We start from the raw sequence: 23,308 nt of genomic DNA, 5'->3' as shown, positions 1-23,308 counted from the left end.
TTCATGGGAGGCTTGGCTTTGCGTGATTAGTAAGGAGCCAAGTTTTAATGACCGTTCAAGCACAATCTATGCTAAATGATTATGATTTCTCCAAACGCTCAGCTATAAAAGCTGCTAGCGTTTGGGGCTTAGCCGCTATCTTTTATTTCTATGAATTAATGCTGCTTGTTTCCCCGAGTGTTATGCATAACGATCTAATGCTTGCCTTTAATACGGGTGCTGAGCAACTCGGCAATTTAGCGGCGTTTTACTACTATGCTTATGCTGCCATGCAGATCCCTGTTGGATTATTAATGGATAAATATGGTCCACGTATATTGCTGACGATTGCCTCTTTGTTTTGTTGCTTGGGGAGCATTATCTTTGGCACAGCCACAGAATTATGGATGGCTGAGTTAGGGCGTTTTGTCATGGGAATTGGAGGTTCATTTGCTGTTGTTGGATGCTTAAAATTAGCCTCTCTTTGGTTTCCGGTAAATCGCTTTGCTTTGTTAACGGGTCTCATGGTTGCCATTGGAATGATGGGGGGCGTGTTAGGAGAAGGGCCTGTTGCTAAATTAGTGATGCTTTATGGTTGGCGTCATACGGTATTCCTGGGGGCAGGATTAGGTGCTGTATTGAGTGTCATTATTTGGTTTGTTATTTCTGATTTACCATTCAATATGCCTTTTAGGCATATGAAAAAAAATTATCCTATTTTAAAAGGGCTGTTGATAGTGATGCGTTCGCCTCAAGTATGGCTGGCCTCTCTCTATGCAGGTCTTATGTTTGTGCCTACGACTGGTTTTGGTCAATTGTGGGGTGTGCCTTATTTTGGTGAACGCTTTAATCTCAGCAAGGATGCTGCAGGTCTATTAACCTCTATGATCTTTTTTGGTTGGGCTGTTGGGGGACCATTTTATGGATGGTTGTCGGATAAAATAGGACGACGTCAAATACCGATGGGCGTTGCTGCGATCGCAACGGTTTGTGTAATGTTTGCTATTTTATATTTACCCGTTTCTAGAGAATGGATGTATGTTCTCATGTTTTTATTGGGCGCATTTTCTAGTGGCTTTATTCTTGCTTTTTCCATTGTGCGTGAGATTAATGCGCCTCTTTTAACTGGCACAGCGATTGGCTTTATTAATACTTTGAATAATGCCAGTGGCGCCTTAGCGCAGCCTATTGTGGGTAAAATATTAGATAATTTGTGGGATCGTTCTCTGAGTGCAGATGGTAGTCCTATTTATAGTATAGAGGCATACAACACAGCATTAATGTTTTTGCCAATTTGTTTATTAATTGCCTTTCTTTTAGTGCCCTTTATTAAAGAAACCTTTTGCAAGCCGAAGCATAGCCCCTTGGATGAATAGTCAAGCGGCTTTGCTTAGATCTGAAAATTAGATATGTAGGGTATATTTGAAAAGATGAAAGAAGGAAATAGAAAGTAAGGCACCTGCAGGTAGTGTGACTATCCAAGACATCAAGATCGTCCGAATAACATTTAAATTCAGCGCGTTGATTCCTTTTGCCAGTCCCACACCTAATACTGCTCCCACGAGGGTATGGGTCGTTGAAATGGGAAGCCCTGTGCCGGAAGCCATAACGACGGTAATGGCTGCAGCAAAGGTTGCAGCAAAACCTCTAGTAGGTGTCAGTTCAGTGATACCAGAGCCTACGGTTGCAATAACTTTGTGACCATACATAATCAAGCCAAGCACGATCCCCAAAGAACCAAGCAGTAAGATCCAGACAGGTATTTCTTGTGCTTCGGTAATTTTTCCGCTAGTGACTAATTGTTCGATGGCTGCTAGAGGACCAATAGCATTGGCAACATCATTTGAGCCATGTGCAAAAGCCATTGCGCAAGCAGTAAAGAGCATCAAGATGGCAAAAACTTTTTCAACATTGGCATAATGAAAATGTTGATTATCGTTGGGGCTGTCTTTAATCCGACGTATGAAAAATTTCCCGATGAGCACAAGCCCTAAGCCAAATAAGATGGCTATCACCCAGGCAATATAATTAGGTAAGTCAAGACCAAGATGATCAATGCCATTGACAAAAGTTAAAGAGGCTACGACCAAGCCAACTAAGAACATATAATAGGGGACTACTTTTTTAGCTGCCAAAAAGGGAGCAGGTTGGTTTAAGATCAATTTTTGGACACTACTATAAAGTATGTATGCCAAAATTCCGCCGAGAAGCGGTGATAACACCCAGCTAAGTGCAATATGGGACATGCGTTCCCACTCGACGGCTTCTGTTCCAAGTGTGAAGGCGGCAAAACCAACAATCGCACCTACAATCGTATGGGAGGTTGAGACTGGCCAGCCAAAGCGAGAGGCGACAATCAGCCAGGTTGCAGCTGCAAGCAAAGAGGCAAGCATGCCGAGTATCAGGATATTCGCCTCAATATCGATATGATCCACATCAATAAGGCCTTTGCGAATCGTATCCGTGACTTGGCCACCCGCAAAGAATGCGCCAATAAATTCAAAAAAAGTGGCGATAATGATGGCTTGTTTGATGGTAAGTGCTTTGGAGCCTACAGAGGTTCCCATTGCATTAGCAACATCGTTTGCGCCGACACCCCATGCCATTAAGAAACCAAAAATACTTGCGAGAATAAGATAAAACGACCAGCTGTCCATTAGATGCTTACTTTTAAAGTTAATTTTTTAACTAAATTTGTGATATTGATGGTACTGATAACTAAGCCTTTACCCAAGATGTCTATTATCGGGCGCAGACTAGCACGGTTTACTGGGGTGGCCAATAGCATATGTACTATTAAATTTTACACAATAATGTTTTCTTATTAAGGATGAGCATCTTACACGATAGAAAAATTTTAGGAACCCTCAACTAGATTGTTATTTAGTTGATTTTCTTTATTTTATTAAATGTGTTGAGGTATCAATATAGTTTGTTAACCAGGTTTTTTTGCAATACAGGAGGCTTAGCATTACACTGACAGGCAGGCAATGATCTTTTTGTAGTCTCAAAATGGTACAAACATAAATGAGGCATGACCCATGAAATTCTTTGCTTACGATGATAAAATGTTTTCGCCCTTGTTGCATAGCATTCTTCAAGAAGCCACATGCTTAGGTATTGCCAAAGTTGTTGGCTATAAATTGTATTTTCATAATCGAGGTTCACAGGATCCTTCTGGAAAATGCAATTTAGTGCAGGTGAGAGACTCACAAGAGTCTGTTTACGGTGTTTTATATGAGGTAGTTGCAAGAGAAAAGCATTTGCTCGATAGAGCAGGCGCATTGGGTTATGGTAATCAAGAAATTACACTCAAAGTAGAGCCTTTAATGCCAGGTGGAGAGACAGATAATAGCCCTTGTTTTGCCTTTACCTATGTTGCTCATAAAGAGAATGTATTTCAAGATTTAGTTCCTTTTTCATGGTACAAAGAATTGGTGTTAAGTGGTGCAAAAGAGCACCGGTTGCCAGAAATTTACCTGCATTATTTGCAGCAAATAGCCTCAACACAAGATCCGAATGTCGCAAGAGAATTTAAAAACAAACGCTTTTTGGAAGCCCACCTTTTTTAGAGATTTTAAAGGTTATGAGCCTTTGGGGGCGTTATTTGAGAATTATTTTTCTGCTTATCCACAGTTTCCGAGCATTACAGATTACAATCAATTAGCAACAGAGATGTATGCTCAAATGGCGCTTGAAAAAGAGTATCAGGTAGCTTTTGTCTTACAGGATTTTAGTAAATCTTTTGAGAAAACAGCCTTCACATACCGCCAAATTATGACACGCCCTAATAATTGGCATGATCTCTTTAACAATCTTTCATGGATTATTTGGCCAAAAACCAAATGGCAAATCATTCAACGCTATTTTTCTGAAGAAGGTATGCGAGAGACAGCAAATCGCAATCAAACACAAAGTTTTTTAGCGCAATTAGATGAGTGCGGTTTTATTGTTATTTCTGCTGATCCCATGATTGCACAGCTCTCTTTTCAGCACCAATGGTCAGAATTGTTTTATCATCAAAAGAGCAGATTGCAATCGATGGAAGCCTTTGTGTTTGGTCATGGTTTAATGGAAAAAGGATTAAATCCCTATATTGGCATGACAGGCAAAGCAGTTTTTATTGGTGTGACTCAAAGCTATTTTGAATTGCCGATGCAGGAGCGCCTTGCTTTTTCAGATCATATGTTATCTCAATTTGTACTTGTTGCCGCAAATTGCAATAATCCTAGAGCTTTGCAGCCATTTCCCTTTTTAGGGTTGCCGAAGTGGTGGGAAAATAATGAAGTGCTTAGCTTTTTTCAAAATACTGCCTATTTTCGACCTATGCGTAATACTCACGCAGAATCATTTGTGTTAAACAACTTCGTAGATAAAAGCCTTTGGGGACAATGGCAATCGATTTGCCCTGATCATTGGTAACCGTTACCAGTTGTTTTGCATTTGCTGCTTTAGGGCGTAATTGTAAATAGGTTCCATGGTGAGCGCTGAGCTTATCAAATTGTCCTAGTCGTATCATTTGAGTTAATTCTTCCCAATCTTTTTTCAGTGTTGCTTCCAAATGGCTATTCGGCATCCATAAAATGGCAGTACCTATCTTTCTATCAAGCAAAGATAACTGTGAAGATGCTTGGATTGGGATCCATAAAATCTGTGCACATTTTCTCCATACACGCGAAAGATAGAACTCACTTTCTTGTAAGGGTAAGCTCACGCGACACAAATAAGTGGATTCTTGAGGGACGCCTTGTGCGTTGATAGGAAGTGTTTTTAATTCAACGCCTAACTGTGGAAAATCAGGTAGATCTAGGTTCCCTGCCGATGCGCCAAGCGCTTTTTCTAATAGTTGACCAACCCACCCTTTGGCGCGTAGTAGATTAGGCGGCGTCTTTTCATTGAGTTTTTTTGCCAACTCACCTAATGTCATACCCGCTAAATGATGAGCTCGTTCTAAAAGAATATGTGTCGTTTCAGGGGGCGTGGGCAGTAGCTGATGCATTGCAGAAGGCATAATACAAATAAATTTGGCAAACTCTAACATGAGAATAAAGGAATATTCAATCTTTCTGTCTTCGCAAAATCAGGAGCCTAAGAATGTCAGATAAAGCACATGACCATAAACGCGCTGTATTAACAGCGCTTACAAAATGGCGGCATGTATCGACAGAACGAATTAACGTGGATAAGCATCATTTTTCCGCGCTGAAGGCTTTGACGCGCTATAAGCATTCATCTTGTTCTACAGATGGGCAGCAAGCCACCATTCTCAAAGATACAGCATCAGACGATATCATGATTTCTAATGCAAAAGATCTTGAATGGGATAGCTTAAATTTACCGCGTCCTACTGCAAAATTGCGCCACATTTTCAGTAAAGTAAGAGAATTATTTATTGCTGGTGGCGGTGGTGCGGGGCGCTCTTTACCCAGCGCAATGAGTGAAGCGGTTAAATTTGGTTTAGATTTAAGTAAAGTTGAAGTTGTATGCGCAACCTCTGTTGGAACCATCATGGGCTTAGGGATTGTGCTCAATATGTCCACACAGGCAATGAGTAAAATGCTCGATGAAATGCCGACCGAGCAGTTTCAAGATTGGTCGGTATCTTCTATTACAGATTTTTTTCAAAATTGGGGGCTGTGTGAAGGAAAATTTATGCCCAGTTATTTTAGAAAAATTATCAAACATCATTCGGGGTTGAATGATCCAACTTTTGAAGAACTCTATGCAAAATCACACAAAGAATTTCGTGTGATTGTTGCAAATGTATCTAAGAAAAAAATGACCATTCTTTCTCATAAAACCACACCGAACATGAAGGTAGCAGAGGCTGTGGGTTTATCTTGTAGCGTGCCCATTTTATATCCTCCAAAATGGTTTTCTAATGAAAAAGGTGATTTAGAAGCTTTTGCTGATGGAGGAATTATCAAAAACTATCCGTGGGGTGTGGGTAGTGATCCGAATCGCCCGTTAGAAGAGCAGCTTGGATTTATCTTTGTGAATAATAGTGCAGCTTATGCTTTAAATGATGATGCGGATAGATCCTTAATCGGTTTTAGAGATTATTTATGTAATTTATTAACAATGGCAATATTTCAAGATCCATTATGTCTGTCAGACAGTGTGAAAGCGAGAACAGTAGCAATTAGTTTAGGATGGAATCCATTGAAATTTTCAGCGACACCGGAAGAACAGCGCGGTTTAGATAAGGCCGGAATGCGAGGTACGCGAAGACTGGTAAAGCAGATTTTAAAATCGACCTATCGTGTAGATTTAGATACAAATGATCATATACCGCAGATGCAAGAGCAGCTTGCAGAATCTATTGCAATGACACCCGTTGCAAAGCAATGGATTCCTGGATTTTCACATAAAAAATCAACAATTGTCGAAACAGAAAAAGTAAGCGCATCGAACAATAAAGGTGGCTATTTATTACGACCCAGAACTGCATGATGACGAGATGGGTTACGAGGTATGAATATCTTCAAAATAATGGTATGCTCAGCGTTTTTATGTCTTTGCATAGATAAAATTACTTGAGGAATATGTGTGACACACCTTGCAACATCTAAAGTGGGTATCCCTGATGAATGGGCATCCCTCATTGGGGCAGAATTTGATAAGCCCTATATGAAAGAATTGAGGGCTTTTCTTCGTCAAGAGAAAAATCAACGAAAATATATATATCCTAAAGGTAGCGAAATATTCAGTGCTTTTGAATTAACACCACCAGAAAAAATAAAATGTGTTATTTTAGGACAAGATCCTTATCATGGTCCAGGACAAGCGCATGGACTGTGTTTCTCTGTCAAGCCAGGCGTTGCTATTCCGCCCTCATTGCTTAACATTTATAAAGAGTTGCAAGCAGATTTACAGATAAAGCCAGTAAAGCATGGTTGTTTATTATCCTGGGCAGAGCAGGGGGTTTTTTTATTAAACAGTGTATTAACGGTAGAGAAAGGCTTGGCTGCATCTCATCAAGGACAAGGATGGGAAATCTTCACGGATAAAGTGATTGAGCAACTCAATTTGCAACCACATCCCATTGCCTTCGTTTTATGGGGGGCTTATGCACAGAAAAAAGGACAAGTCATCGATACACAAAAGCATTTGGTATTGAAGTCTGTACATCCTTCACCATTATCTGCAAATCGTGGTTTTTTGGGGAGTCGACCTTTTTCAAAAATTAATGATTTTCTGGTAAAAACAGGGCAAACGCCGATTAATTGGCAGTTACCCGAACAAGCTGAGTACATCTAGAAAATAAAAATGAGAAAAATACTTTCCTTCGCAATGCGAACATTTTTCCTCTACCAATTTTGGGAGAGGGTGCCCTAAAAGGGCGGGTGAGGGTTAAATTTACTTGACCACTAACAGGTAGAGGGGAAATAGTTACTACGCTCTTGTGTAGAAGAATCAGCTCTTGATGCCAAGAGCTGAGGTAAGTTTTAACCAAAATTCCAAACAATTGCCCCAATACCAGAATGCATTTTTTGCCTAGTTTCTGCAATAAAGGAAGGATCAATATTAAAATTGTCTGCTATTGCACCGTGGACGCCTAGATTTTTACCCTTAGAATGGAAATTGTATTCTGCACGCGCAACTAAGCTAGAAAGAAAGGGGAATGGTATTTCAATACCAACACCACCTAAAAAGCGTAAGCTTCTTCGAGAGCTTTCCATGCTAATACCAAAGGGATAAAATTCATTGCCCGAGAACTGAGTGTGTAATTTATCCTTGCTGGTTTCGCCACCTACTCTGACATAGCCCATGAGCCAATCGAATACGCGATAACCTGCGCGCATACTCAAGGCAATGTTGTTACCTTGTTCATATCGAGCAAGACCATTCCAGCCTTGTGCACCTTGTGAGTCAGTAAAGGCAAAGGCATGGGCAGAATCATAACGAGGCCAGTCAACGCTGGCTTCTATACCGAACATATAAGCACCACACGTTGCTTGTGCACCACCAAGGATTCCCCATATAAAGCCCGTATCTTTAAGATTATGTTTTATATTGGTGCGAAAAAATCCTGGTGGAATAATATCATTTGTATAATCCATTTCTGTGGTGAGCTTTCCTTCTCTGCTTGCTATGCCCGCAGAGGCGCCTAACAAAAGATTCCAATCCCATTCTGCATGGACTTGTGTTGTTGAGAGAAGTGTAGAGATGATCAAGAAGAGAGTGGATTTAAAACAACGCATATTACATCCTTTTCTATGAAGATTATGATTTGGTAGTTGGTTAAGTTATAAAACAGAGCACATATTGTATTTGTAATAAGTGCTAATTTCTAGATTGAATGTTGGCATGTTGATTTAAACCTAAGATGCGTAAACCTAAATGAATAGCGCAAAAATATTTGCAATATAAGGATCAATGCAAAGGTGTATTTTTGAAACAGCTTCCGGTGTATGTGCAATACATGCTTTAGAAGCGATGTGACGCTTGAGGATAGCTTGATTTCGCGCTATCCTATTTAGTTATAACACTCGCATTTGCTTGGTTGATTGCCGATGGAAAGAGATAAATATATACAGCAAATTCAAATGATTTTAAATCAAGCAATTGAGCGTGCAAAACATAATCAAAATGGCATGCCTGCAAATTATATTCCCGAACTTGCAAATGTGAATCCTGATTTATTATCAGGTTCTATTTTGCTATCTGATGGAACACAAATATCCAGCGGAGATTATGAGCAGCATACCTTTACTTTGCAAAGTGTTGCAAAATTGATTTCACTGATTGGATTGATGGAAGAATATGGTGAAGAAAAGATTTTCTCCTGGATTCATGCAGAGTCATCAGGACAACCTTTCTCTTCTATTGCGCAAGTTGATAGATATGGTGCAACACCTGTTAACCCTATGATCAATGCAGGTGCAATTGCATTATGTAGCCATATACCAGGCGGCGATACGCAAGAGCGTGCACAATGGTTAGATAGTTGGGCATCAAAACTTTTTGGTAAAGAATTAAATGTAAATGGGAAGGTTTTTGCTTCAGAGCGTGCGACGGGTGATAGAAATCGCTCTATTGCCTATCTATTGAAGAGCAAAGGAGAATTGCCTTTGTCTGTAGACGATACACTGGAGACTTATTTTTATTTATGCTCATATGAGGCTGATATTCAAACAGCAGCTTATTTACCTATGATTTTAGCCAATGGTGGTTTATTACCAGATGGCACACGTGTTATCTCAGAAAGAACTAGTAATTGTGTGGTCTCTATTATGGCAACCTGTGGGCTTTATGATGAGTCTGGTATGCATCTTGTAAAAACAGGTATGCCTTCTAAAAGTGGTGTTTCTGGCCTTATTATTTCTCTTTCTACAGGTCGTGGTGGCATTGCAATCTGTAGCCCTCGCTTGAATGATAAAGGGGGAAGCATAAGAGGACACGAAGTTCTGTCTCACGTCTCTCAAGCGCTTGATTGGCATTTTGCGGCACCGTGGGGATATCTAAGAATTGAAAGTAACTGAAAATTTGATTACAGTGAAGTAAGTTTTTTCAATCAAATGGTGCACAATGTTAGACAAAGCAATGCAATTGGCTATTCAAAGCTCACGAGAAGGTATTCAAAATAACGATGGTGGCCCCTTTGGTGCAGTAATCGTGTTGAATGATAAAGTTATCTCAGTTGCTCATAACACGGTACTCAAAGATTCAGATCCAACTTGCCATGCAGAAATAAATGCAATTCGTTTAGCCTGTAAACAATTAAAAACACATGTGCTTTCTGACTGTGAACTTTACACAACGGTAGAGCCTTGTCCTATGTGTCTTGCCGCTATTTATTGGTCTAGGATCAAGAAAATATATGTGGGCGCAGATAGAACAATTGCTGCAAAGTATGGCTTTGATGATGCTTTGTTTTATGAACAGATAGCACAGCCTGTAGAGAATCGTGATGTTCCTTGTCAAATGATGTCACTGAATGCTGAGGTAGAGCCTGTTTTTCAAGAGTGGCAGAATCTAAATAGAGCCATTTATTAAAACTATCAGATATCTTGTAAATTATAAAATGAGTCATTTAGGGATTTGATGCATGCTAGGGTATCTCCAAAATTTTTTCAAATGGGAGGCTGCCGGTGGCGTGCTTCTTGCCTTTGCAACAGTCATTGCATTATGCATCGCAAACTCTCCTTTCAGTGAAGCATATGTTCAGTTTTTTCAATTGCCCGTCATTGTTAAAATAGGTGAGTTTGGATTAGATAAGACTCTCTTATTGTGGATTAATGATGGCTTGATGGCTGTTTTCTTTTTGCTTGTAGGGTTAGAGCTAAAAAGAGAATGGTTAGAGGGGGAATTGTCAAATGCTAAAAGTCGAGTCTTGCCTGGTATTGCCGCTCTTTTTGGAATGATTGTTCCTGCGCTGTTTTATGTTTTTTTCACGCAAGATGATCCTACGCGTATGAGAGGGTGGGCGATTCCTGCAGCTACGGATATTGCTTTTGCATTGGGCGTTTTATCCTTGTTTGGCTCTCGCATTCCTATCGGATTGAAAATATTTTTAGTGACCTTAGCCATTATCGATGATGTAGGCGCTATTTTAATTATTGCAATTTTTTATACTTCACAACTGTCATTGATAGCACTTGGTTTGTCGGGTGTATTGGTTTTTGCACTTTATCTCTTGAATCGCAAAAATGTCTATGCAATCTTACCCTATATCTTGTTAGGTAGTGTCTTGTGGTTTTGTGTTTTGAAATCGGGCGTGCATGCGACGATTGCTGGTGTACTATTGGCATTTTGTATTCCTTTGCAAAGTGTTTCCCAGTCAATATCTCCATTGAAAAAATTAGAGCATGAATTGCATCCTTATGTTGTATTTTTCATTTTACCTTTATTTGCTTTTGCCAATGCGGGCGTCTCTATTAATACACAGTCCTTGGCTTCTCTGGATACTGTTTCGCAAGGAGTGGCAAGTGGTTTATTGTTAGGAAAACCGATAGGGGTTTTACTGGGAACATGGCTTGGTATGGTACTGTTTAAAGCAAAACTCCCTAACGGTGTAAATCTACGGTTACTGCTTGGGATGGCATTTCTCTGTGGTATAGGATTTACCATGAGCTTATTTATTAGTTTTCTTGCTTTTGATGTGAATCATCTACAATTAGCCGCAGAAAGTCGATTGGCAATATTGTTAGCTTCCGCGACAGCTGCTTGTATTGGGGCTTTGTTTATCTATTGGGAAACGCGTTCAAGAGGGACTTGAAATGTGCGCTAAAAAAGAAATTCTAGCGCACCATCATATTTATGAATTTGCTTCTCTGCCTTCAATAGGAGCATCAAAATTAGTTTGTAGCTCTTCTTGATAAAAGATAATGAGACCGATAGAAAAAATAATCATAGAGCCGAAATAATGCCAAGTAATGGTTTCATTAAGGAAGTACCATCCAAAAAAGGTGGCAAACAGTGGGGTAACCAATCCTGCCAACGCCATGAAGGTGGCTGTAAAGCGCTTTAACAGGTAACCATATAGGTTGTAGCAAATAATGTTTGAAATAAGGGTCATCCACAATGCGCATTCAATATAAGCTGCGTATTGTGCATTAATGACGGGAATAGGAGACCAAGTTTCACCACTTAAATACGAGTGAAAGAGGGCAAAAGTTCCACCAATCACCATTGCGAAGCCATTGGCTAAGATAGGCGAGTGTTTAAAATCATTAATAATTTTCTTCAGTAAAATCCAGCCATAAACGCTAGCAAATACGGCAATAAGCAGTGCTATCTCACCACGAGAGAAAATAAAGATTTCTTTTGAGAAGCTTTGCATGGAGTAGTCAGCAAAAAGAATGGGCAATATACCGATAAAACCTATACACAGCCCAACCCATTTCTTTAAAGACAAACGTTCCTGTAGCATAAAATAAGCAAATAAGGCAGCCACGTAAGGAGATAAGCTATAAATTAGGCATGCCTTTGAGGAACTCATAAATTGTAGTCCCCAGATCTCAGCAATGTTGGTAATGTAAATGCTGACGAGTCCGAGCAAAAAGAGAGGCAGAATGTGGTTAAGCTTTAGCTTGATGTTTTTGCGTTGAAACAGAAATTGATGACCAAGCAGCAATATACCCGCAAACAGCATGCGCGAGCCGATTAAAAAGAAGGGTTCTGAGTATTCAAGCGCTGATTTACTTAAGGTAAATAGGCCAGCAAATAAAGCAAATAGTACAAGCACCCAGGGCATGCTTTACCCTCCTATAGAAGTCTTCACGTTGAATCAAAAGTAGATATGAAAGAGACTTAACAAAGCTTTAGGCAAGCTACATTCAAGCAAAGGTGAATAGTACACGCAAGGCGTGGTAATTGAAAGCAGAATACATATATTGTGTTACTTAACAAACACTGTTGTGGCTGTCCCATACTGTTTAGAGCGTTTTTGATGGGATAAGCGAAGCACATATTTGCACTTCGCTTATTGATTTAGATTACAGCCTTAGTCTTAACATCTTTGCGTTTCTTTTCTTTGTCTTTACTGACAGTACTATCAGCAGTGGGGATATCTTGAGCTTGGACTACATGCTTAGATAAAAGAATGGGTGTTTTAGTAGGTTTGACTGACAGAGCTAAAATTTCATCTTTTTCTTCTGCGGAAGAACTCATATAGTCAGCGAGTGTGTCATGAAGATCTTTCTTTGGGGCTATATGTGTTTGCAAAGAATAAGTTGCTTCATCCGTAAAAACATCTTTTGAGCCCTTTTTGCCAACAGCAACATAGCTTGAATGAATGGTATTTGCTTGCGTATCAATTTCTAGGAGATCGACACCATACTGACCACTAGCATAAGATTTGCCGACCCACGCTTCATCTTTATAGGCGCGCCTTTTCTTTTTGCCCAGTGGTAACCTACCAATTCCACCAAGTAAAGGTACATCCGTTGGGCTGTGTAAAGGCGTATAGTAGGAGCGAACACGGCTGGCACTGAAGCTTGCCTTCTCATCTGCCGATAATCCTTCGGGCAGCAATGGTGTGGGCAGTTGTTTTCTTTCTGCTTTGGAAATAGATTGCGGGCGGCCGCCTAAGGCACCACTGATAATTTGGAACATTTCTTTTCGTTCACCCTCTATCTCCCTTACCAGATCAACACGTGAGCGAGCATGAATATCCGCTGAAAGAACACCATTTACATTATGATCAAAGAGCAGATTAACGAGTTTTAGCCAAGCTTGGGCATTGCCACGATGATCTTCGGCAGGCTTTTTCCCCATCACCAACGGTAGAGGGGTGAGTACAAGTTTAACTTTTGCGGTAGAAGCACTTAAGGTTTCTTCGAGCCATTTAAACTGCGCATCGCCAAGCAAAGACTTGCCTTCTGTATTGTAGAGACGAGTATTTAAGCACCAGATTTCAATTGGTCCAAATTTTGTTTTAAAAAAAGATCCGCGATGTTGATCTGCTTCTTCCGTTGGAACAGGGAAAAATTCATTAAAGGCATTCAGTGCATTTTCAAAGGCATGGGGATCTGCATCAACCGCTTCTTTAGATGCATTATTACGACCAAGATCATGATCATCTAAGCCTCTTAAAGCATATATTTGTTTTAGAGCCATGCGAACAATTTGATGAAAATCTAAATAGAGATGATGGCGAAATTCTTCCAGGGTAGTAACCATCTCTTTGGGAAGCGAATTCTCTCCATACATCAGATCGCCACCATGAATGAAGAGGTCAAGATTTTTCTGCGCTAATAACTCATAAATCTTAGTTGTGGTTTCACTTTGATCTAAGCTTAAACCAAATAATTTTGCTATTTTATCATCTGCTTTAATTGCTTGAATGACATCCATGATTTCTTGATCTGCGCCAAAGCCTATTCTAATTTTGCCTTCAAAATTATCTGCAGGTGGGGCTTTGACAGTTACTGCCTGATGTCTGGTTTTTTTATCGTGTAAAACATTAGGGGATCGAATTGCCTCAAATTAAATCTAACTCTATGAACGCAAAGTAGGCTTCGTTGCCTCATATTAAAAGTAACCAGGGAACAGGAGGTTACACATATGGGGTATCAAGAAAAAAAGAGCTATCTTCAAGCGATTTTGTTGCGATACGTGAATGCTGATAGGTCAAAAAAGAGTGCAATACTCAATGAGTTTTGTGCTGTATGTGGATACAATAGAAAATATGCGATTCAGCTACTAAAGAAGAAACCAGTTAAGGAAAAAAAGAGAGCGGGATTAAAACCAGTGTATGATAAACCCGCCCTCTTAGAGCCATTAAAGCAGATTTGGTTTACCGCCGACCAACCCTGTGGCAAAAGGCTAAAACCCATCATTAAACTCTGGCTGCCAAGCTATGAGTCAACCTATGGCTCTCTAGCACCTGAAATAAGGCACCGGCTATTATCAATTAGCCCTGCTACTATCGATCGCTTACTAAAGCCTATACGAGCGACAAACAAACTTAAAGGACGCTGTGCAACCAAACCTGGCATCTCATATACAAATACAATTTAGTCATTGGGATATAACACGGCCAGGTTATGTGGAAGCAGACACTGTTGCGCACTGTGGCGATAGTGTTGCTGGTCGTTTTGCTTGGAGTCTAACCGTTACAGATATTTTTACAGGTTGGACAGAAAATCGAGCCATGTGGAATAAAGAAGGTGGCCTTGTTTATGAACGTATCAGTGATATAGAAAAGGTTTTACCCTTTGAGGTTTTAGGGTTTGATTGTGATAACGGCGGTGAGTTTATTAATCATGCATTACATGATTATTTTACTAAAAGAGAAAAGCCTGTTCAGTTTACACGTTCACGCCCCTATAAAAAGAATGATAATGCTCATGTAGAACAGAAAAATTGGACGCATGTGCGAAACCTATTTGGGTATGACAGGCTAGACAAAAAGAAAACGGTTGTTTTGATGAATGATTTATACCGAAACGAATGGAGCCTGCTTCAAAATCACTTCATGCCATCGATGAAGCTAAAAAGCAAAGAGCGTATTGGCGCTAAATACAAGAAACAATATGAACCTGCAAAAACGCCTTATGAGCGGGTATTAGAGTCAGATTCTGTTGCAGATACCACAAAAGAAAAACTACAGGCTATTCATGCAACCCTTAATCCGTTTACACTTAAGAAAATAATAGAAACAAAATTGGTTGAAATATTTAAGCACATAAAAGTTAGTTCAAATGTGAGGCAACGACTCTAAGGAGAAGAAAGATGAATATTGCATATCTATTCAGCAACGGCCTCGAGCTTACTGTTTGTTTTTTATCTGCTTTTAACAAAATAAAAGTCTTTGAATTAAATGTTCTCGGTTACTTTAGTTATGAGGCAACGAACGACCCCTTGGGTTAGGTTTTGCTATGAGGCAATACGGGGATTCGTAGATAGCTTGTTTGGTTTTTGATTTTACTTTATAAGTAAAAGATTGATTAGGGATCAGATCTTCAATTGAAAAATGTATATGCTTGCTTGAGGTTTGTATGGCAGAATTAGGTTGGCTTGAATCTGCGTGTTGCTCAGGATAGGCTTCTTTTGCATCTTTTACGATACCAGGTATTTTATAAAGGCGATCCGCTATTTTTACTTCTAAATATAAGTCGTCTACCTGGACATTTTCTTCGAAAGTTACGGCAAGTTTTGCGCTAGAGCTTTGGGTGTCCGCATGATATTGCGGTACGCCTAAAATAAGAGTGGCAATGTTGGGCATGAGTCAATCTCCTTTGATCTCTTTTTGAGACAGCTTCTAGTTAAATTCTAGCTTGAATGCCCTTCGATTAAATAATGAAAATTCTTGTGAAGTCAAGCAGATTAAAAAGAAATAATCTTTAGGTGTGCTTGGGTTTCTTCGCAATATGTTCGGGTGTTTTATCAGATTGTTTAGGAGGCATAGCGGCCTTTTTAAGTAATTTATTGGCTTCTGTTTTCATGTCATAAGTTTTAACAATAACAGGTGTCTTTAAAGAGGATTTTTCGGTTTCAATATTGAATTTATTATATAACCAATTTTTTATTTTATTGGCGGTTCTTTTCATGAATGCTCTAAAGGAGTGCGAAACTTCTTCTGCTTCTTTGACCTCTTCATGTAAGAGTCCTATGTTCGCTTTCACTTTTCCTAAAACTTTTTTAGTCTCTTTTTGATCCTGTGCATTTAATAACATTGCCCTGTGTTTTTCCATTTTTTCTATAGGTTTATTAAAAATATTTGCGGTTGCAGAATTCAGTGCTTGTAAACGGCTTCTTTCTTGCTCCATTTGCATTTGCATAGCATTTAATTCTCCATCGAACAAACATTGTTCTATTTTCAAAGGCGTTCGCTTAAGAGGGGTGCTGTATTGTTCTGAAAGATATTGATCAGCCTCTTTTACAATCTGGAGATATTTTTCTTTTATTTCCTCGTATGATTTATTTTTTACATCCATATTTAAAATAGTATCAATCGCTTTATTCACTTTTTTATCGTCAGAAATAGCTTTAACGAGTTCTGCCATTTCAATGAGTCGTGCTTTTTGTGCATCGGTCACTTGTTTTTCTGGTGGTTGATGTATGGCACCCAGTGCCCCAAATACATTGCTAATAAAATTTTGTATGTTGGATACGCCTGCTGTATATCCTGTATTTTTGGTTTCTTTTATCCATGCTATCATTATTTGTTGATCTATTCCTTCTGGAAATTCAAATGCGGGTGGCGTTGCCATAATCGCTGTTCCTGCCAGATGGCTTAGATATCGAGCAACATAGGCATAACGAGACTCTATATTTCCTAATCGTGCGCCTTGCAGCATTAAGGTAGGAGTATGATCGGGATCAACATGAGAAAGTTTTGTATGCATATAATACGCAGGTCCAAATTGCACGTCCTCTAGCGCCATCAGCACGGCTTCAATTTCTTTTTGTGATTGATCATCAAAAACATATTTTGTTGTAATTTTTCCGCCAGAACTCACATTCAGGTTAAGGTGTGTATAACACAATAAATATAATGCTTGTTGGCGCTGTAAATCATTTTCTAAATGGTGAGCAGTGAGTTGTGTAATATCAGAGAGCCCGGCTCTGAAATCAATATTGAGTTGAGCAAAAAAATCAACCAAGGCATTTTCTGCAATTTCGCAGCTTTTTATATCTTCTCTATCTGTAAAGGCGTTGAGGATATTAAAAAATTTACCCACAATACCAGTGTCAGCCTTTAATAGATGTTCATAAGCTTCTTTTAAACGAGTTTGACCTGCAAGATCTTCAAATAATCCTATTGCATTTGTGTTTGCATGATGGCTGTCATTTAGATCAGGGGAATTTAGCATATACACGCTCTGTTGTTTATTGTTTTGAGTTTAGTCTGACAACAGGGAGAAAAAGTTCATAAAATAATTGGCTTGTATTAAGATGTTGAAATTGTAATCAAAAATGGCATATAGGAATAAAATGCTTAACTTCAATGTTCCTTTTCTATGGCGTGTTGTGTCTACAAGTGTTGCTTCAATGAAAAGCTTGGTCAATGTATGTTTGCACTCAAAAAGAAAAATAGAGTTGGAGCGCTTGGCTTATTTGAATGATACGAACCAAATCATTGCTGATCCCGCGATCGATATTACCGCTGATATTGCGCAAAATGAGAGCGACTTGACGAAAAATCTTGCTCAAACGCTATTATTTGGGTTTGCTACTTATCGAGCATTAAATGGCCAAGAAGATCTATCGGATTGCCTGATTGTTAGTGCAGCGACGGCATATGGCCTATATGAGCCTACAAAGAAAGTAGTCAATCAAATCGTGGAGTCCGAGACAGTACAAATGCTTGGTAATAAAGTATTTAGAAGATGCTGAATGTATTGATTATGATCTTTATAAACAAGTTTGAAAATTAAAATTTTAGCTAAGTTATCAGCTCAAGAACGGACCTTGTGTGTTTGGTCGGGATGACAGGATTTGAACCTACGACCCCTGCGTCCCGAACGCAGTGCTCTACCAGGCTGAGCTACACCCCGCTTTTGCTCTTTGTGCTTTCGCTTTATGCTGTGTTGTCTTCGTAGTTTCGCAATCCTCATGTACTTGCGTACACTCCGGTTGCTCATTACTCGACGCCTTGCCTAAAACAAAAGCACTTCGAGCAATGAATTTTGTGCTTTCGCTTTATGCTGTGTTGTCTTCGTAGTTTCGCAATCCTCATGTACTTGCGTACACTCCGGTTGCTCATTACTCGACGCCTTGCCTAAAACAAAAGCACTTCGAGCAATGAATTTTGTGCTTTCGCTTTATACCGTCTTGTTTTCGTAGTTTTGTAGTCCCATGTATTTTCATACATTCCGGTTGCTTCACCACTAATAATTTCTTGCGACAACAAAATCTGCTAAATCATTCAAGGCTGCTTTATAGTCTGTATCGGGAAGCAGCGTTAAAGCTTTTTTGGCATTTCTGATGGCTTCAGAGGCCAAGCGCATAGTGTAATCAATCGCACCAGATGACACAATGCCACTTTGTATCTCAGCTAATTTATCAGAGCCTTTGTTGAGAATGGCGCTTTTAATTAGCTCGGCAAGCGCTGCATCCCCGTGTTGCATCCCATAAATCAATGGCAGGGTAGCCTTGCCTTCCGCCAGATCGTCGCCAATATTTTTGCCCCAATCTGGGTTATTGCTTTGATAGTCTAGTAAATCATCGACTAACTGAAAGGCAATACCAATATGCTTACCATAGGAGGCAAGCATTTGTTTAATAGTGCGAGATTGATTGCCTAGCACAGCACCGAGTTGGCAAGCGGCTTCAAAGAGCTTTGCTGTTTTATATTCAATGACGCGTAGATATTGCGCTTCACTGATGTCGGGTTGTTGTCTGTGGGTTAGTTGCAAAACTTCCCCTTCAGCAATCACATTGGTGGTTTCTGCTAATATCTCAGTGGCTTCTGCATTCTTAAGCCTAGCAATCATTTGAAAAGCGCGTGAGTAGATGAAGTCTCCAACCAAAACAGCTGAGGCATTATCCCAGACAGCATTTGCAGTGGGTATGCCTCTACGCAAGAGTGAGCGATCGACAACATCATCGTGCAATAGTGTTGCTGTATGGATAAACTCTATGATGGTGGCCATTGCGATTGCTTCTTCGGACTGAGCCTGGCAGGCTTTACCAGAAAGCAAAACAACTAAAGGGCGAATTCGTTTGCCGCCACTGTTGACAATGTAATGCCCTATCTGGTTAACTGTCTCAACCTTGGATTCCAAACTACTGACAATAAGCGTATCAACAGCTTGTAATTCGCTGCTTACACATTGTCGCAGGGGCTGAATAGTCATGTGTTAACTTGCTTAATTATTTAATAGTTTAGTTAGGATACACTAAATTATTGCTTTTTTACTAAGAATTAAAGTAAAATTTTTGGCCTTATGCTTGATGTCCAAGGCTCAAGCGAATCGTGGCGAAAGCCTGATAGAAAGTAAAAGTTAAATAAATTTGGAGAGTCCTGTGAGTGAATTAAATCCCACTGCCGTCATCGCCACTGGGGGCAAGCAATACCGTGTTAAGGTTGGTCAAAAGCTCCAAGTTGAAAAGTTGGTTGGCGAACCAGGAAATAAAATTGTATTCAGCAAAGAAGCTGTGTTGCTTGTTAGTGAAGGTGAAAAAATCCAAGTAGGTGCTCCTTTCCTTGATAAAGCTACTGTTGAAGCTAAGATTGTTCAACATGGTCGTGGTGATAAAGTAACCATTATCAAAATGAGAAGACGTAAAACCTACCGTCGTAAACAAGGGCATCGCCAATCGTTTACTGAAATCGAAATTACTAATATACAAGCAGCATAATCCTTTTCGAAGGTTGCTCGCTGCGTTAAAGAAAAATAACAAGGGGCAGAAATGGCACATAAGAAAGCAGGCGGTAGTACTCGCAATGGTCGAGATTCTAACCCGAAGTATTTAGGTGTTAAGCGTTATGGTGGTGAATGGGTAACAGCTGGCAGCATTATTGTCAGACAAAAGGGTACCAAATTTCATCCAGGTGTATTTGTAGGCCAAGGCAGTGATTATACTTTATTTGCAAAAGTATCAGGATATATTAACTTTAAAGTGACTGGTCGATTAAATCGCCGCACTGTTAGCATTATCCCCGCTGACTCCGCACAACAAATTCCCGCACAAGCTTAATAGAATGATTCCCAAGACCTTTTGCTAAAGTGTATTTAGTAGAGGGTCTTCAATAAAGTAGTAACAAGATATGAAATTCGTCGACGAAGCAATCATCCGTGTTCAAGCCGGTAAAGGTGGCAATGGCTCCTCTAGTTTTAGACGTGAGAAATTTGTGCCCTTTGGTGGTCCTGATGGCGGAGATGGTGGCAAAGGCGGTAATGTGTATCTTGTCGCAGATGCCTCCATCAATACCTTAATTGATTTTCGCTATCAAACCGTTTTTCAAGCCAAAAGTGGTGATTGTGGTCATGGTAAACAATGCCGTGGTCATGATGGTGAGTCATGCTGGGTAAAGGTACCTGCAGGAACCATCATTAGAGATGAAGATACTCAGGAAATCTTAGCTGAGTTAATCACCGATGGCCAAACGATGTTGATTGCACAAGGCGGCGCACGTGGTTTAGGAAATGTACATTTTAAAACCTCGACAAACCGCGCACCGCGCAAGACGACCAAGGGTAAACCTGGTGAAGAGCGTAAATTGCGTTTAGAGCTACAATTGCTTGCTGATGTGGGGGTTGTGGGCTTTCCAAATGCGGGTAAATCAACCCTCATTCAAGCGGTATCCAATGCCACGACCAAAGTCGCAGATTATCCTTTTACAACGACTTATCCTCAGTTAGGCACGGTAAGTGTTGATGGTTCAACGCGTTTTGTGATTGCAGATATCCCGGGTCTTATAGAAGGTGCCCATTTGGGAGCAGGTTTAGGTTTACAATTTTTAAAGCATCTCACACGCACACACCTTCTCTTGCACATTGTTGATATGTTGGAAGAAGATTGCTTCAACAATATTTTGTTGATTGAAGAAGAATTAAGAATGTTCAGCCCTGAGCTATTGGAGAAGCCACGCTGGTTGGTGCTCAATAAAGCAGACTGCGTTGATTCAGCCAGCATTGATGAGCTCAAGCAACGCATTCGTGCGTATAAAGGTGAGGATACGCCTATTTTTGTTATTTCTGCTGCTGAGCGTAGGGGCACACAAGAAATGTGCAAAGAGATTGCGCAAGCATTGCTTGTTTATAGACAAGCCTTTGCTAACAGAGCAGAGAATGAGAGCACAGAATTTCAAAACACAGAAATTCAAGATTGGTAACAGACTCAAAGTAGTCGCTTTGCTTATTTGAACTAAAGTAAAGCTACTTATTTTGAACAATGGCCTCTGTGGTTACTTCGTCTTTCATCACAACAATACTGATCCGACGATTCTTTGGATTGTGTGGATTTCTGGCATCCAGCAAAATAGAAGCGCCATATCCCATTACTCTTAATACTTTATCCTTTGGCATCCCAGCGGCTTCTAATTCTCGACGCGCTGAGTTTGCTCGGTTGGAAGAGAGATCCCAGTTGCTCTTTTTGGTATCTTCAGAATTATATTCAAAGCCGTCTGTGTGACCAATAATGCTTATTTTATTCGGAATTTCCATGAAAATAGGCGCAAGTGATCGGAGTACAGGCTTGATTTCGGGTTCTAGTTCATCACTGCTCATGGCAAACATGGGGCGCTCTTCGTTATCAATGACTTGAATACGCAAGCCTTCATAGGTGATATCTACTTTAATTTGATCTTTATATTTAGAGACATCAGGCGTGCTGTTAATCATATTTTCAATAGCGCCTTTCATTTGCTGTAAATGTTCAAGTTCTTTTTGTTTTCTAAGGTCTTCTACTGTTTTCATATCTAACTTAGAAGGAAGTGCATGTTTTTCCTTCTCTTTTTCTCGTTCAGTTGTGTCAATTTTAGGTTGTAACACAGTTTTAGGTGAGATCTCTGCTAAGTTGTCGCCACCTTTGTTGAGAATTTTGAGTGGTTGTTTAAAGTATTCAGCAATGCCTTCTAATTTTGATTTATTAACGGAGCTTACTAGCCACATTAACAGAAAGAATGCCATCATGGCTGTTACAAAATCAGCATAAGCAATTTTCCAAGCACCGCCATGATGACCACCACTGACTTTCTTAATTTTCTTTATCACAATCAAAGGGGGCTTTTCTTCAGAAGTATCTGTTCCAGCTATTATTTTTGCCATGTTTTATGTACTCGCACTTGCATTACCACGAGTCGCTTTTTTAACTTCTTCTAGCATCTCATCTAGCTGTTTTGCAGAGGGGCGTTCTGTAGAAAATAAAATTTTACGGCCAAATTCAATCGCCGTTTGATTTGAACACTTATGCATTTGAGCAAGTATGACTAATTTAATACATTGAAACATTTGGGTACTTTCATTGGCACGTTGTTCCATGATGACTGCCAATGGGCCGATAAAGCCATAACCAAGTAAAATACCCAAGAAAGTTCCAACCAGTGCGGCTGCAATTAACATACCCAGTTCTGCGGGGGGCAAGCTGATGGATTCCATGGTATGTACAACCCCCATCACAGCGGCGACGATACCAAAAGCAGGCATACCATCAGCGAGTTTAGCAACAGCATGTGAAGGCATGAGCGCTTCGTGGTGATGCGTTTCAATTTCATTGTCCATTAGATTTTCAACATGATGCACACTGAGATCTTCGTTAATGATCATACGGAAATAGTCGCAAATAAATTCTACAACATGGTGGTTGGCTAATATTTTAGGGTATGCAGCGAAAATTGGGCTTTCTTGAGGATTTTCTAAGTCGGCCTCTAAGGAAATAGAACCTTGATGGTGGATTTTTACCAGTAAGGAGTAAAGTACGCTTAAGAGCTGAGCATAAGCGACTTTATTGTATTTAGACGGCAGGAAAGCTCGACCTAGCTCTTTAAGGGTGGCCTTGAGCACTTTGCCGCTATTGCTGCAGATAAAGGCGCCAGTGGCCGCACCACCAATCATTAATAATTCTACAGGTTGAAATAAGGCTGCTAGATGGCCTCCTGCCAATGCATAGCCCCCGAAAACAGAAGCCAATACAGCTAAATACCCAATGAGGATCAGCATATTTTAAAACCCATGTCCTTATGTTTTTTGCTTATTATGGCGGTCTAGATTCGCCCTGCTTTAAGTGATTTGTATTGTCATGCCAGCAAAGGCTGGCATCTAGTACATATCAAGAATCAATTTTTCTATACTTTATTAAACTACTAAAGGAAAACGCAGAACAAGTCTTGAAGATTGCTATCAAGATAAATTCTGGATGCCAGCCTTCGCTGGTATGACACAATATTCTACTGTTTAAAGAAAATGTGTGCATCTCTCTCGTAGACAGAGCA

General features: G+C 40.0%; 24 protein-coding genes and 1 tRNA gene. 14 read left to right on the top strand and 11 right to left on the bottom strand.

Annotation, left to right across the window (positions count from 1 at the left end; genetic code table 11):
* The first annotated feature begins 47 nt into the window (after positions 1-47).
* Positions 48-1,355 carry an MFS transporter gene (locus CC99x_RS11475; RefSeq protein WP_057625134.1) on the top strand — a complete coding sequence of 436 codons (1,308 nt, stop codon included), beginning with the start codon at positions 48-50 and terminating at the stop codon, positions 1,353-1,355.
* A gap of 27 nt (positions 1,356-1,382) precedes the next feature.
* Here CC99x_RS11475 and CC99x_RS11470 read toward each other — a convergent pair whose 3' ends face one another.
* Positions 1,383-2,636 (bottom strand): inorganic phosphate transporter, encoded by a 1,254-nt coding sequence (locus tag CC99x_RS11470; protein WP_057625133.1) that lies wholly within the window; start codon positions 2,634-2,636, stop codon positions 1,383-1,385.
* Positions 2,637-3,020: 384 nt separating this feature from the next.
* Between CC99x_RS11470 and CC99x_RS11465 the strand changes: the two genes are divergently transcribed.
* Positions 3,021-3,551: a gamma-glutamylcyclotransferase family protein gene (locus tag CC99x_RS11465; RefSeq protein ID WP_057625132.1), complete on the top strand. Its 531-nt coding sequence runs from the start codon at positions 3,021-3,023 to the stop codon at positions 3,549-3,551.
* Positions 3,499-4,401 carry a DUF3025 domain-containing protein gene (locus CC99x_RS11460; RefSeq protein ID WP_057625131.1) on the top strand — a complete coding sequence of 301 codons (903 nt, stop codon included), beginning with the start codon at positions 3,499-3,501 and terminating at the stop codon, positions 4,399-4,401. The genes CC99x_RS11465 and CC99x_RS11460 overlap by 53 nt, the downstream gene beginning before the upstream one ends.
* Here the strand turns inward: CC99x_RS11460 and mutH are convergent.
* Positions 4,304-5,020, bottom strand: a complete 717-nt coding sequence (gene mutH, locus CC99x_RS11455; RefSeq protein WP_200953487.1) for a DNA mismatch repair endonuclease MutH — start codon at positions 5,018-5,020, stop codon at positions 4,304-4,306. The genes CC99x_RS11460 and mutH overlap by 98 nt on opposite strands.
* Before the next feature lie 53 nt (positions 5,021-5,073).
* Here mutH and CC99x_RS11450 point away from each other — a divergent pair, with 53 nt between their 5' ends.
* Both CC99x_RS11450 and ung read left to right on the top strand, forming a co-directional pair.
* Positions 5,074-6,432, top strand: a complete 1,359-nt coding sequence (locus CC99x_RS11450) for a patatin-like phospholipase family protein (protein ID WP_057625130.1) — start codon at positions 5,074-5,076, stop codon at positions 6,430-6,432.
* A 96-nt stretch (positions 6,433-6,528) separates the two neighbouring features.
* Positions 6,529-7,239: a uracil-DNA glycosylase gene (ung, locus tag CC99x_RS11445; RefSeq protein WP_057625129.1), complete on the top strand. Its 711-nt coding sequence runs from the start codon at positions 6,529-6,531 to the stop codon at positions 7,237-7,239.
* Positions 7,240-7,427: 188 nt separating this feature from the next.
* Here ung and CC99x_RS11440 read toward each other — a convergent pair whose 3' ends face one another.
* Entirely contained in the window at positions 7,428-8,183 is a 756-nt protein-coding gene (locus tag CC99x_RS11440; RefSeq protein WP_057625128.1) for an outer membrane protein, read from the bottom strand.
* Positions 8,184-8,495: 312 nt separating this feature from the next.
* Between CC99x_RS11440 and glsA the strand changes: the two genes are divergently transcribed.
* The 3 genes from glsA to nhaA are packed head-to-tail and all read left to right on the top strand — an operon-like array spanning position 8,496 to position 11,200.
* Positions 8,496-9,464 carry a glutaminase A gene (gene glsA / locus CC99x_RS11435; protein WP_057625127.1) on the top strand — a complete coding sequence of 323 codons (969 nt, stop codon included), beginning with the start codon at positions 8,496-8,498 and terminating at the stop codon, positions 9,462-9,464.
* Positions 9,465-9,510: 46 nt separating this feature from the next.
* The gene (locus CC99x_RS11430) at positions 9,511-9,978 is read left to right on the top strand and encodes a nucleoside deaminase (protein ID WP_057625126.1); all 468 of its coding nucleotides are present in this window, start codon (positions 9,511-9,513) and stop codon (positions 9,976-9,978) included.
* Positions 9,979-10,030: 52 nt separating this feature from the next.
* The gene (gene nhaA / locus CC99x_RS11425; RefSeq protein ID WP_057625125.1) at positions 10,031-11,200 is read left to right on the top strand and encodes a Na+/H+ antiporter NhaA; all 1,170 of its coding nucleotides are present in this window, start codon (positions 10,031-10,033) and stop codon (positions 11,198-11,200) included.
* A gap of 39 nt (positions 11,201-11,239) precedes the next feature.
* Here the strand turns inward: nhaA and CC99x_RS11420 are convergent, their stop codons facing one another.
* The gene (locus CC99x_RS11420) at positions 11,240-12,178 is read right to left on the bottom strand and encodes a DMT family transporter (protein WP_057625124.1); all 939 of its coding nucleotides are present in this window, start codon (positions 12,176-12,178) and stop codon (positions 11,240-11,242) included.
* Between the two features lie 236 nt (positions 12,179-12,414).
* Positions 12,415-13,779, bottom strand: a complete 1,365-nt coding sequence (locus CC99x_RS11415; protein WP_057625123.1) for an alkaline phosphatase D family protein — start codon at positions 13,777-13,779, stop codon at positions 12,415-12,417.
* 210 nt (positions 13,780-13,989) lie between these two features.
* On the opposite strand from CC99x_RS11415, the gene CC99x_RS11410 reads away from it, so the two are divergent.
* On the top strand, positions 13,990-14,445 hold the full coding sequence (locus CC99x_RS11410; RefSeq protein WP_057625658.1) for a hypothetical protein: 456 nt from the start codon (positions 13,990-13,992) through the stop codon (positions 14,443-14,445).
* On the top strand, positions 14,405-15,148 hold the full coding sequence (locus CC99x_RS11405) for a transposase family protein (protein ID WP_259596588.1): 744 nt from the start codon (positions 14,405-14,407) through the stop codon (positions 15,146-15,148). Before CC99x_RS11410 ends, CC99x_RS11405 begins: the two co-directional genes overlap by 41 nt.
* 114 nt (positions 15,149-15,262) lie before the next feature.
* On the opposite strand, the gene CC99x_RS11400 is transcribed toward CC99x_RS11405, so the two are convergent.
* Together CC99x_RS11400 and CC99x_RS11395 are read right to left on the bottom strand one after the other, a co-directional pair.
* Entirely contained in the window at positions 15,263-15,652 is a 390-nt protein-coding gene (locus CC99x_RS11400) for a hypothetical protein (RefSeq protein ID WP_057624258.1), read from the bottom strand.
* A 118-nt stretch (positions 15,653-15,770) separates the two neighbouring features.
* On the bottom strand, positions 15,771-17,243 hold the full coding sequence (locus CC99x_RS11395) for a hypothetical protein (RefSeq protein ID WP_057624257.1): 1,473 nt from the start codon (positions 17,241-17,243) through the stop codon (positions 15,771-15,773).
* A 121-nt stretch (positions 17,244-17,364) separates the two neighbouring features.
* On the opposite strand from CC99x_RS11395, the gene CC99x_RS11390 reads away from it, so the two are divergent.
* Positions 17,365-17,766, top strand: coding sequence for a hypothetical protein (locus CC99x_RS11390; protein ID WP_057624256.1), 402 nt, complete (start codon positions 17,365-17,367; stop codon positions 17,764-17,766).
* An 84-nt stretch (positions 17,767-17,850) separates the two neighbouring features.
* On the opposite strand, the gene CC99x_RS11385 is transcribed toward CC99x_RS11390, so the two are convergent.
* A tRNA-Pro gene (locus tag CC99x_RS11385) sits at positions 17,851-17,927 on the bottom strand.
* 333 nt (positions 17,928-18,260) lie between these two features.
* The gene (locus CC99x_RS11380; RefSeq protein WP_057624255.1) at positions 18,261-19,229 is read right to left on the bottom strand and encodes a polyprenyl synthetase family protein; all 969 of its coding nucleotides are present in this window, start codon (positions 19,227-19,229) and stop codon (positions 18,261-18,263) included.
* Positions 19,230-19,398: 169 nt separating this feature from the next.
* On the opposite strand from CC99x_RS11380, the gene rplU reads away from it, so the two are divergent.
* From rplU to cgtA, 3 genes are all read left to right on the top strand, one after another.
* Positions 19,399-19,734 carry a 50S ribosomal protein L21 gene (gene rplU, locus CC99x_RS11375; RefSeq protein ID WP_057624254.1) on the top strand — a complete coding sequence of 112 codons (336 nt, stop codon included), beginning with the start codon at positions 19,399-19,401 and terminating at the stop codon, positions 19,732-19,734.
* 51 nt (positions 19,735-19,785) lie between these two features.
* Entirely contained in the window at positions 19,786-20,073 is a 288-nt protein-coding gene (gene rpmA / locus CC99x_RS11370) for a 50S ribosomal protein L27 (RefSeq protein WP_057624253.1), read from the top strand.
* A gap of 70 nt (positions 20,074-20,143) precedes the next feature.
* Positions 20,144-21,211 carry an Obg family GTPase CgtA gene (gene cgtA, locus CC99x_RS11365; RefSeq protein WP_057624252.1) on the top strand — a complete coding sequence of 356 codons (1,068 nt, stop codon included), beginning with the start codon at positions 20,144-20,146 and terminating at the stop codon, positions 21,209-21,211.
* 43 nt (positions 21,212-21,254) lie between these two features.
* Here cgtA and motB read toward each other — a convergent pair whose 3' ends face one another.
* Positions 21,255-22,145, bottom strand: a complete 891-nt coding sequence (gene motB, locus CC99x_RS11360; RefSeq protein WP_057624251.1) for a flagellar motor protein MotB — start codon at positions 22,143-22,145, stop codon at positions 21,255-21,257.
* A gap of 3 nt (positions 22,146-22,148) precedes the next feature.
* Entirely contained in the window at positions 22,149-23,036 is an 888-nt protein-coding gene (gene motA, locus CC99x_RS11355) for a flagellar motor stator protein MotA (protein ID WP_057624250.1), read from the bottom strand.
* Positions 23,037-23,308: the final 272 nt, after the last annotated feature.

Source organism: Candidatus Berkiella cookevillensis, from assembly GCF_001431315.2.
GTDB classification, from domain to species: domain Bacteria; phylum Pseudomonadota; class Gammaproteobacteria; order Berkiellales; family Berkiellaceae; genus Berkiella_A; species Berkiella_A cookevillensis.
The sequence above is the reverse complement of the archived record's forward strand: the minus strand, read 5'-3'. Positions and strand labels throughout refer to the sequence as shown.

Excerpts from the sequence above, each read along its gene's own strand:
- CC99x_RS11390 (WP_057624256.1), top strand. The coding sequence starts at position 17,365 with ATGCTTAACTTCAATGTTCCTTTTCTATGGCGTGTTGTGTCTACAAGT.
- CC99x_RS11400 (WP_057624258.1), bottom strand. The coding sequence starts at position 15,652 with ATGCCCAACATTGCCACTCTTATTTTAGGCGTACCGCAATATCATGCG.
- glsA (WP_057625127.1), top strand. The coding sequence starts at position 8,496 with ATGGAAAGAGATAAATATATACAGCAAATTCAAATGATTTTAAATCAA.
- rpmA (WP_057624253.1), top strand. The coding sequence starts at position 19,786 with ATGGCACATAAGAAAGCAGGCGGTAGTACTCGCAATGGTCGAGATTCT.
- CC99x_RS11440 (WP_057625128.1), bottom strand. The coding sequence starts at position 8,183 with ATGCGTTGTTTTAAATCCACTCTCTTCTTGATCATCTCTACACTTCTC.
- CC99x_RS11430 (WP_057625126.1), top strand. The coding sequence starts at position 9,511 with ATGTTAGACAAAGCAATGCAATTGGCTATTCAAAGCTCACGAGAAGGT.
- CC99x_RS11410 (WP_057625658.1), top strand. The coding sequence starts at position 13,990 with ATGGGGTATCAAGAAAAAAAGAGCTATCTTCAAGCGATTTTGTTGCGA.
- motA (WP_057624250.1), bottom strand. The coding sequence starts at position 23,036 with ATGCTGATCCTCATTGGGTATTTAGCTGTATTGGCTTCTGTTTTCGGG.
- CC99x_RS11470 (WP_057625133.1), bottom strand. The coding sequence starts at position 2,636 with ATGGACAGCTGGTCGTTTTATCTTATTCTCGCAAGTATTTTTGGTTTC.
- cgtA (WP_057624252.1), top strand. The coding sequence starts at position 20,144 with ATGAAATTCGTCGACGAAGCAATCATCCGTGTTCAAGCCGGTAAAGGT.
- motB (WP_057624251.1), bottom strand. The coding sequence starts at position 22,145 with ATGGCAAAAATAATAGCTGGAACAGATACTTCTGAAGAAAAGCCCCCT.
- mutH (WP_200953487.1), bottom strand. The coding sequence starts at position 5,020 with ATGTTAGAGTTTGCCAAATTTATTTGTATTATGCCTTCTGCAATGCAT.
- CC99x_RS11450 (WP_057625130.1), top strand. The coding sequence starts at position 5,074 with ATGTCAGATAAAGCACATGACCATAAACGCGCTGTATTAACAGCGCTT.
- CC99x_RS11380 (WP_057624255.1), bottom strand. The coding sequence starts at position 19,229 with ATGACTATTCAGCCCCTGCGACAATGTGTAAGCAGCGAATTACAAGCT.
- CC99x_RS11475 (WP_057625134.1), top strand. The coding sequence starts at position 48 with ATGACCGTTCAAGCACAATCTATGCTAAATGATTATGATTTCTCCAAA.
- CC99x_RS11465 (WP_057625132.1), top strand. The coding sequence starts at position 3,021 with ATGAAATTCTTTGCTTACGATGATAAAATGTTTTCGCCCTTGTTGCAT.
- nhaA (WP_057625125.1), top strand. The coding sequence starts at position 10,031 with ATGCTAGGGTATCTCCAAAATTTTTTCAAATGGGAGGCTGCCGGTGGC.
- CC99x_RS11420 (WP_057625124.1), bottom strand. The coding sequence starts at position 12,178 with ATGCCCTGGGTGCTTGTACTATTTGCTTTATTTGCTGGCCTATTTACC.
- CC99x_RS11460 (WP_057625131.1), top strand. The coding sequence starts at position 3,499 with ATGTCGCAAGAGAATTTAAAAACAAACGCTTTTTGGAAGCCCACCTTT.
- CC99x_RS11395 (WP_057624257.1), bottom strand. The coding sequence starts at position 17,243 with ATGCTAAATTCCCCTGATCTAAATGACAGCCATCATGCAAACACAAAT.
- CC99x_RS11415 (WP_057625123.1), bottom strand. The coding sequence starts at position 13,779 with ATGGATGTCATTCAAGCAATTAAAGCAGATGATAAAATAGCAAAATTA.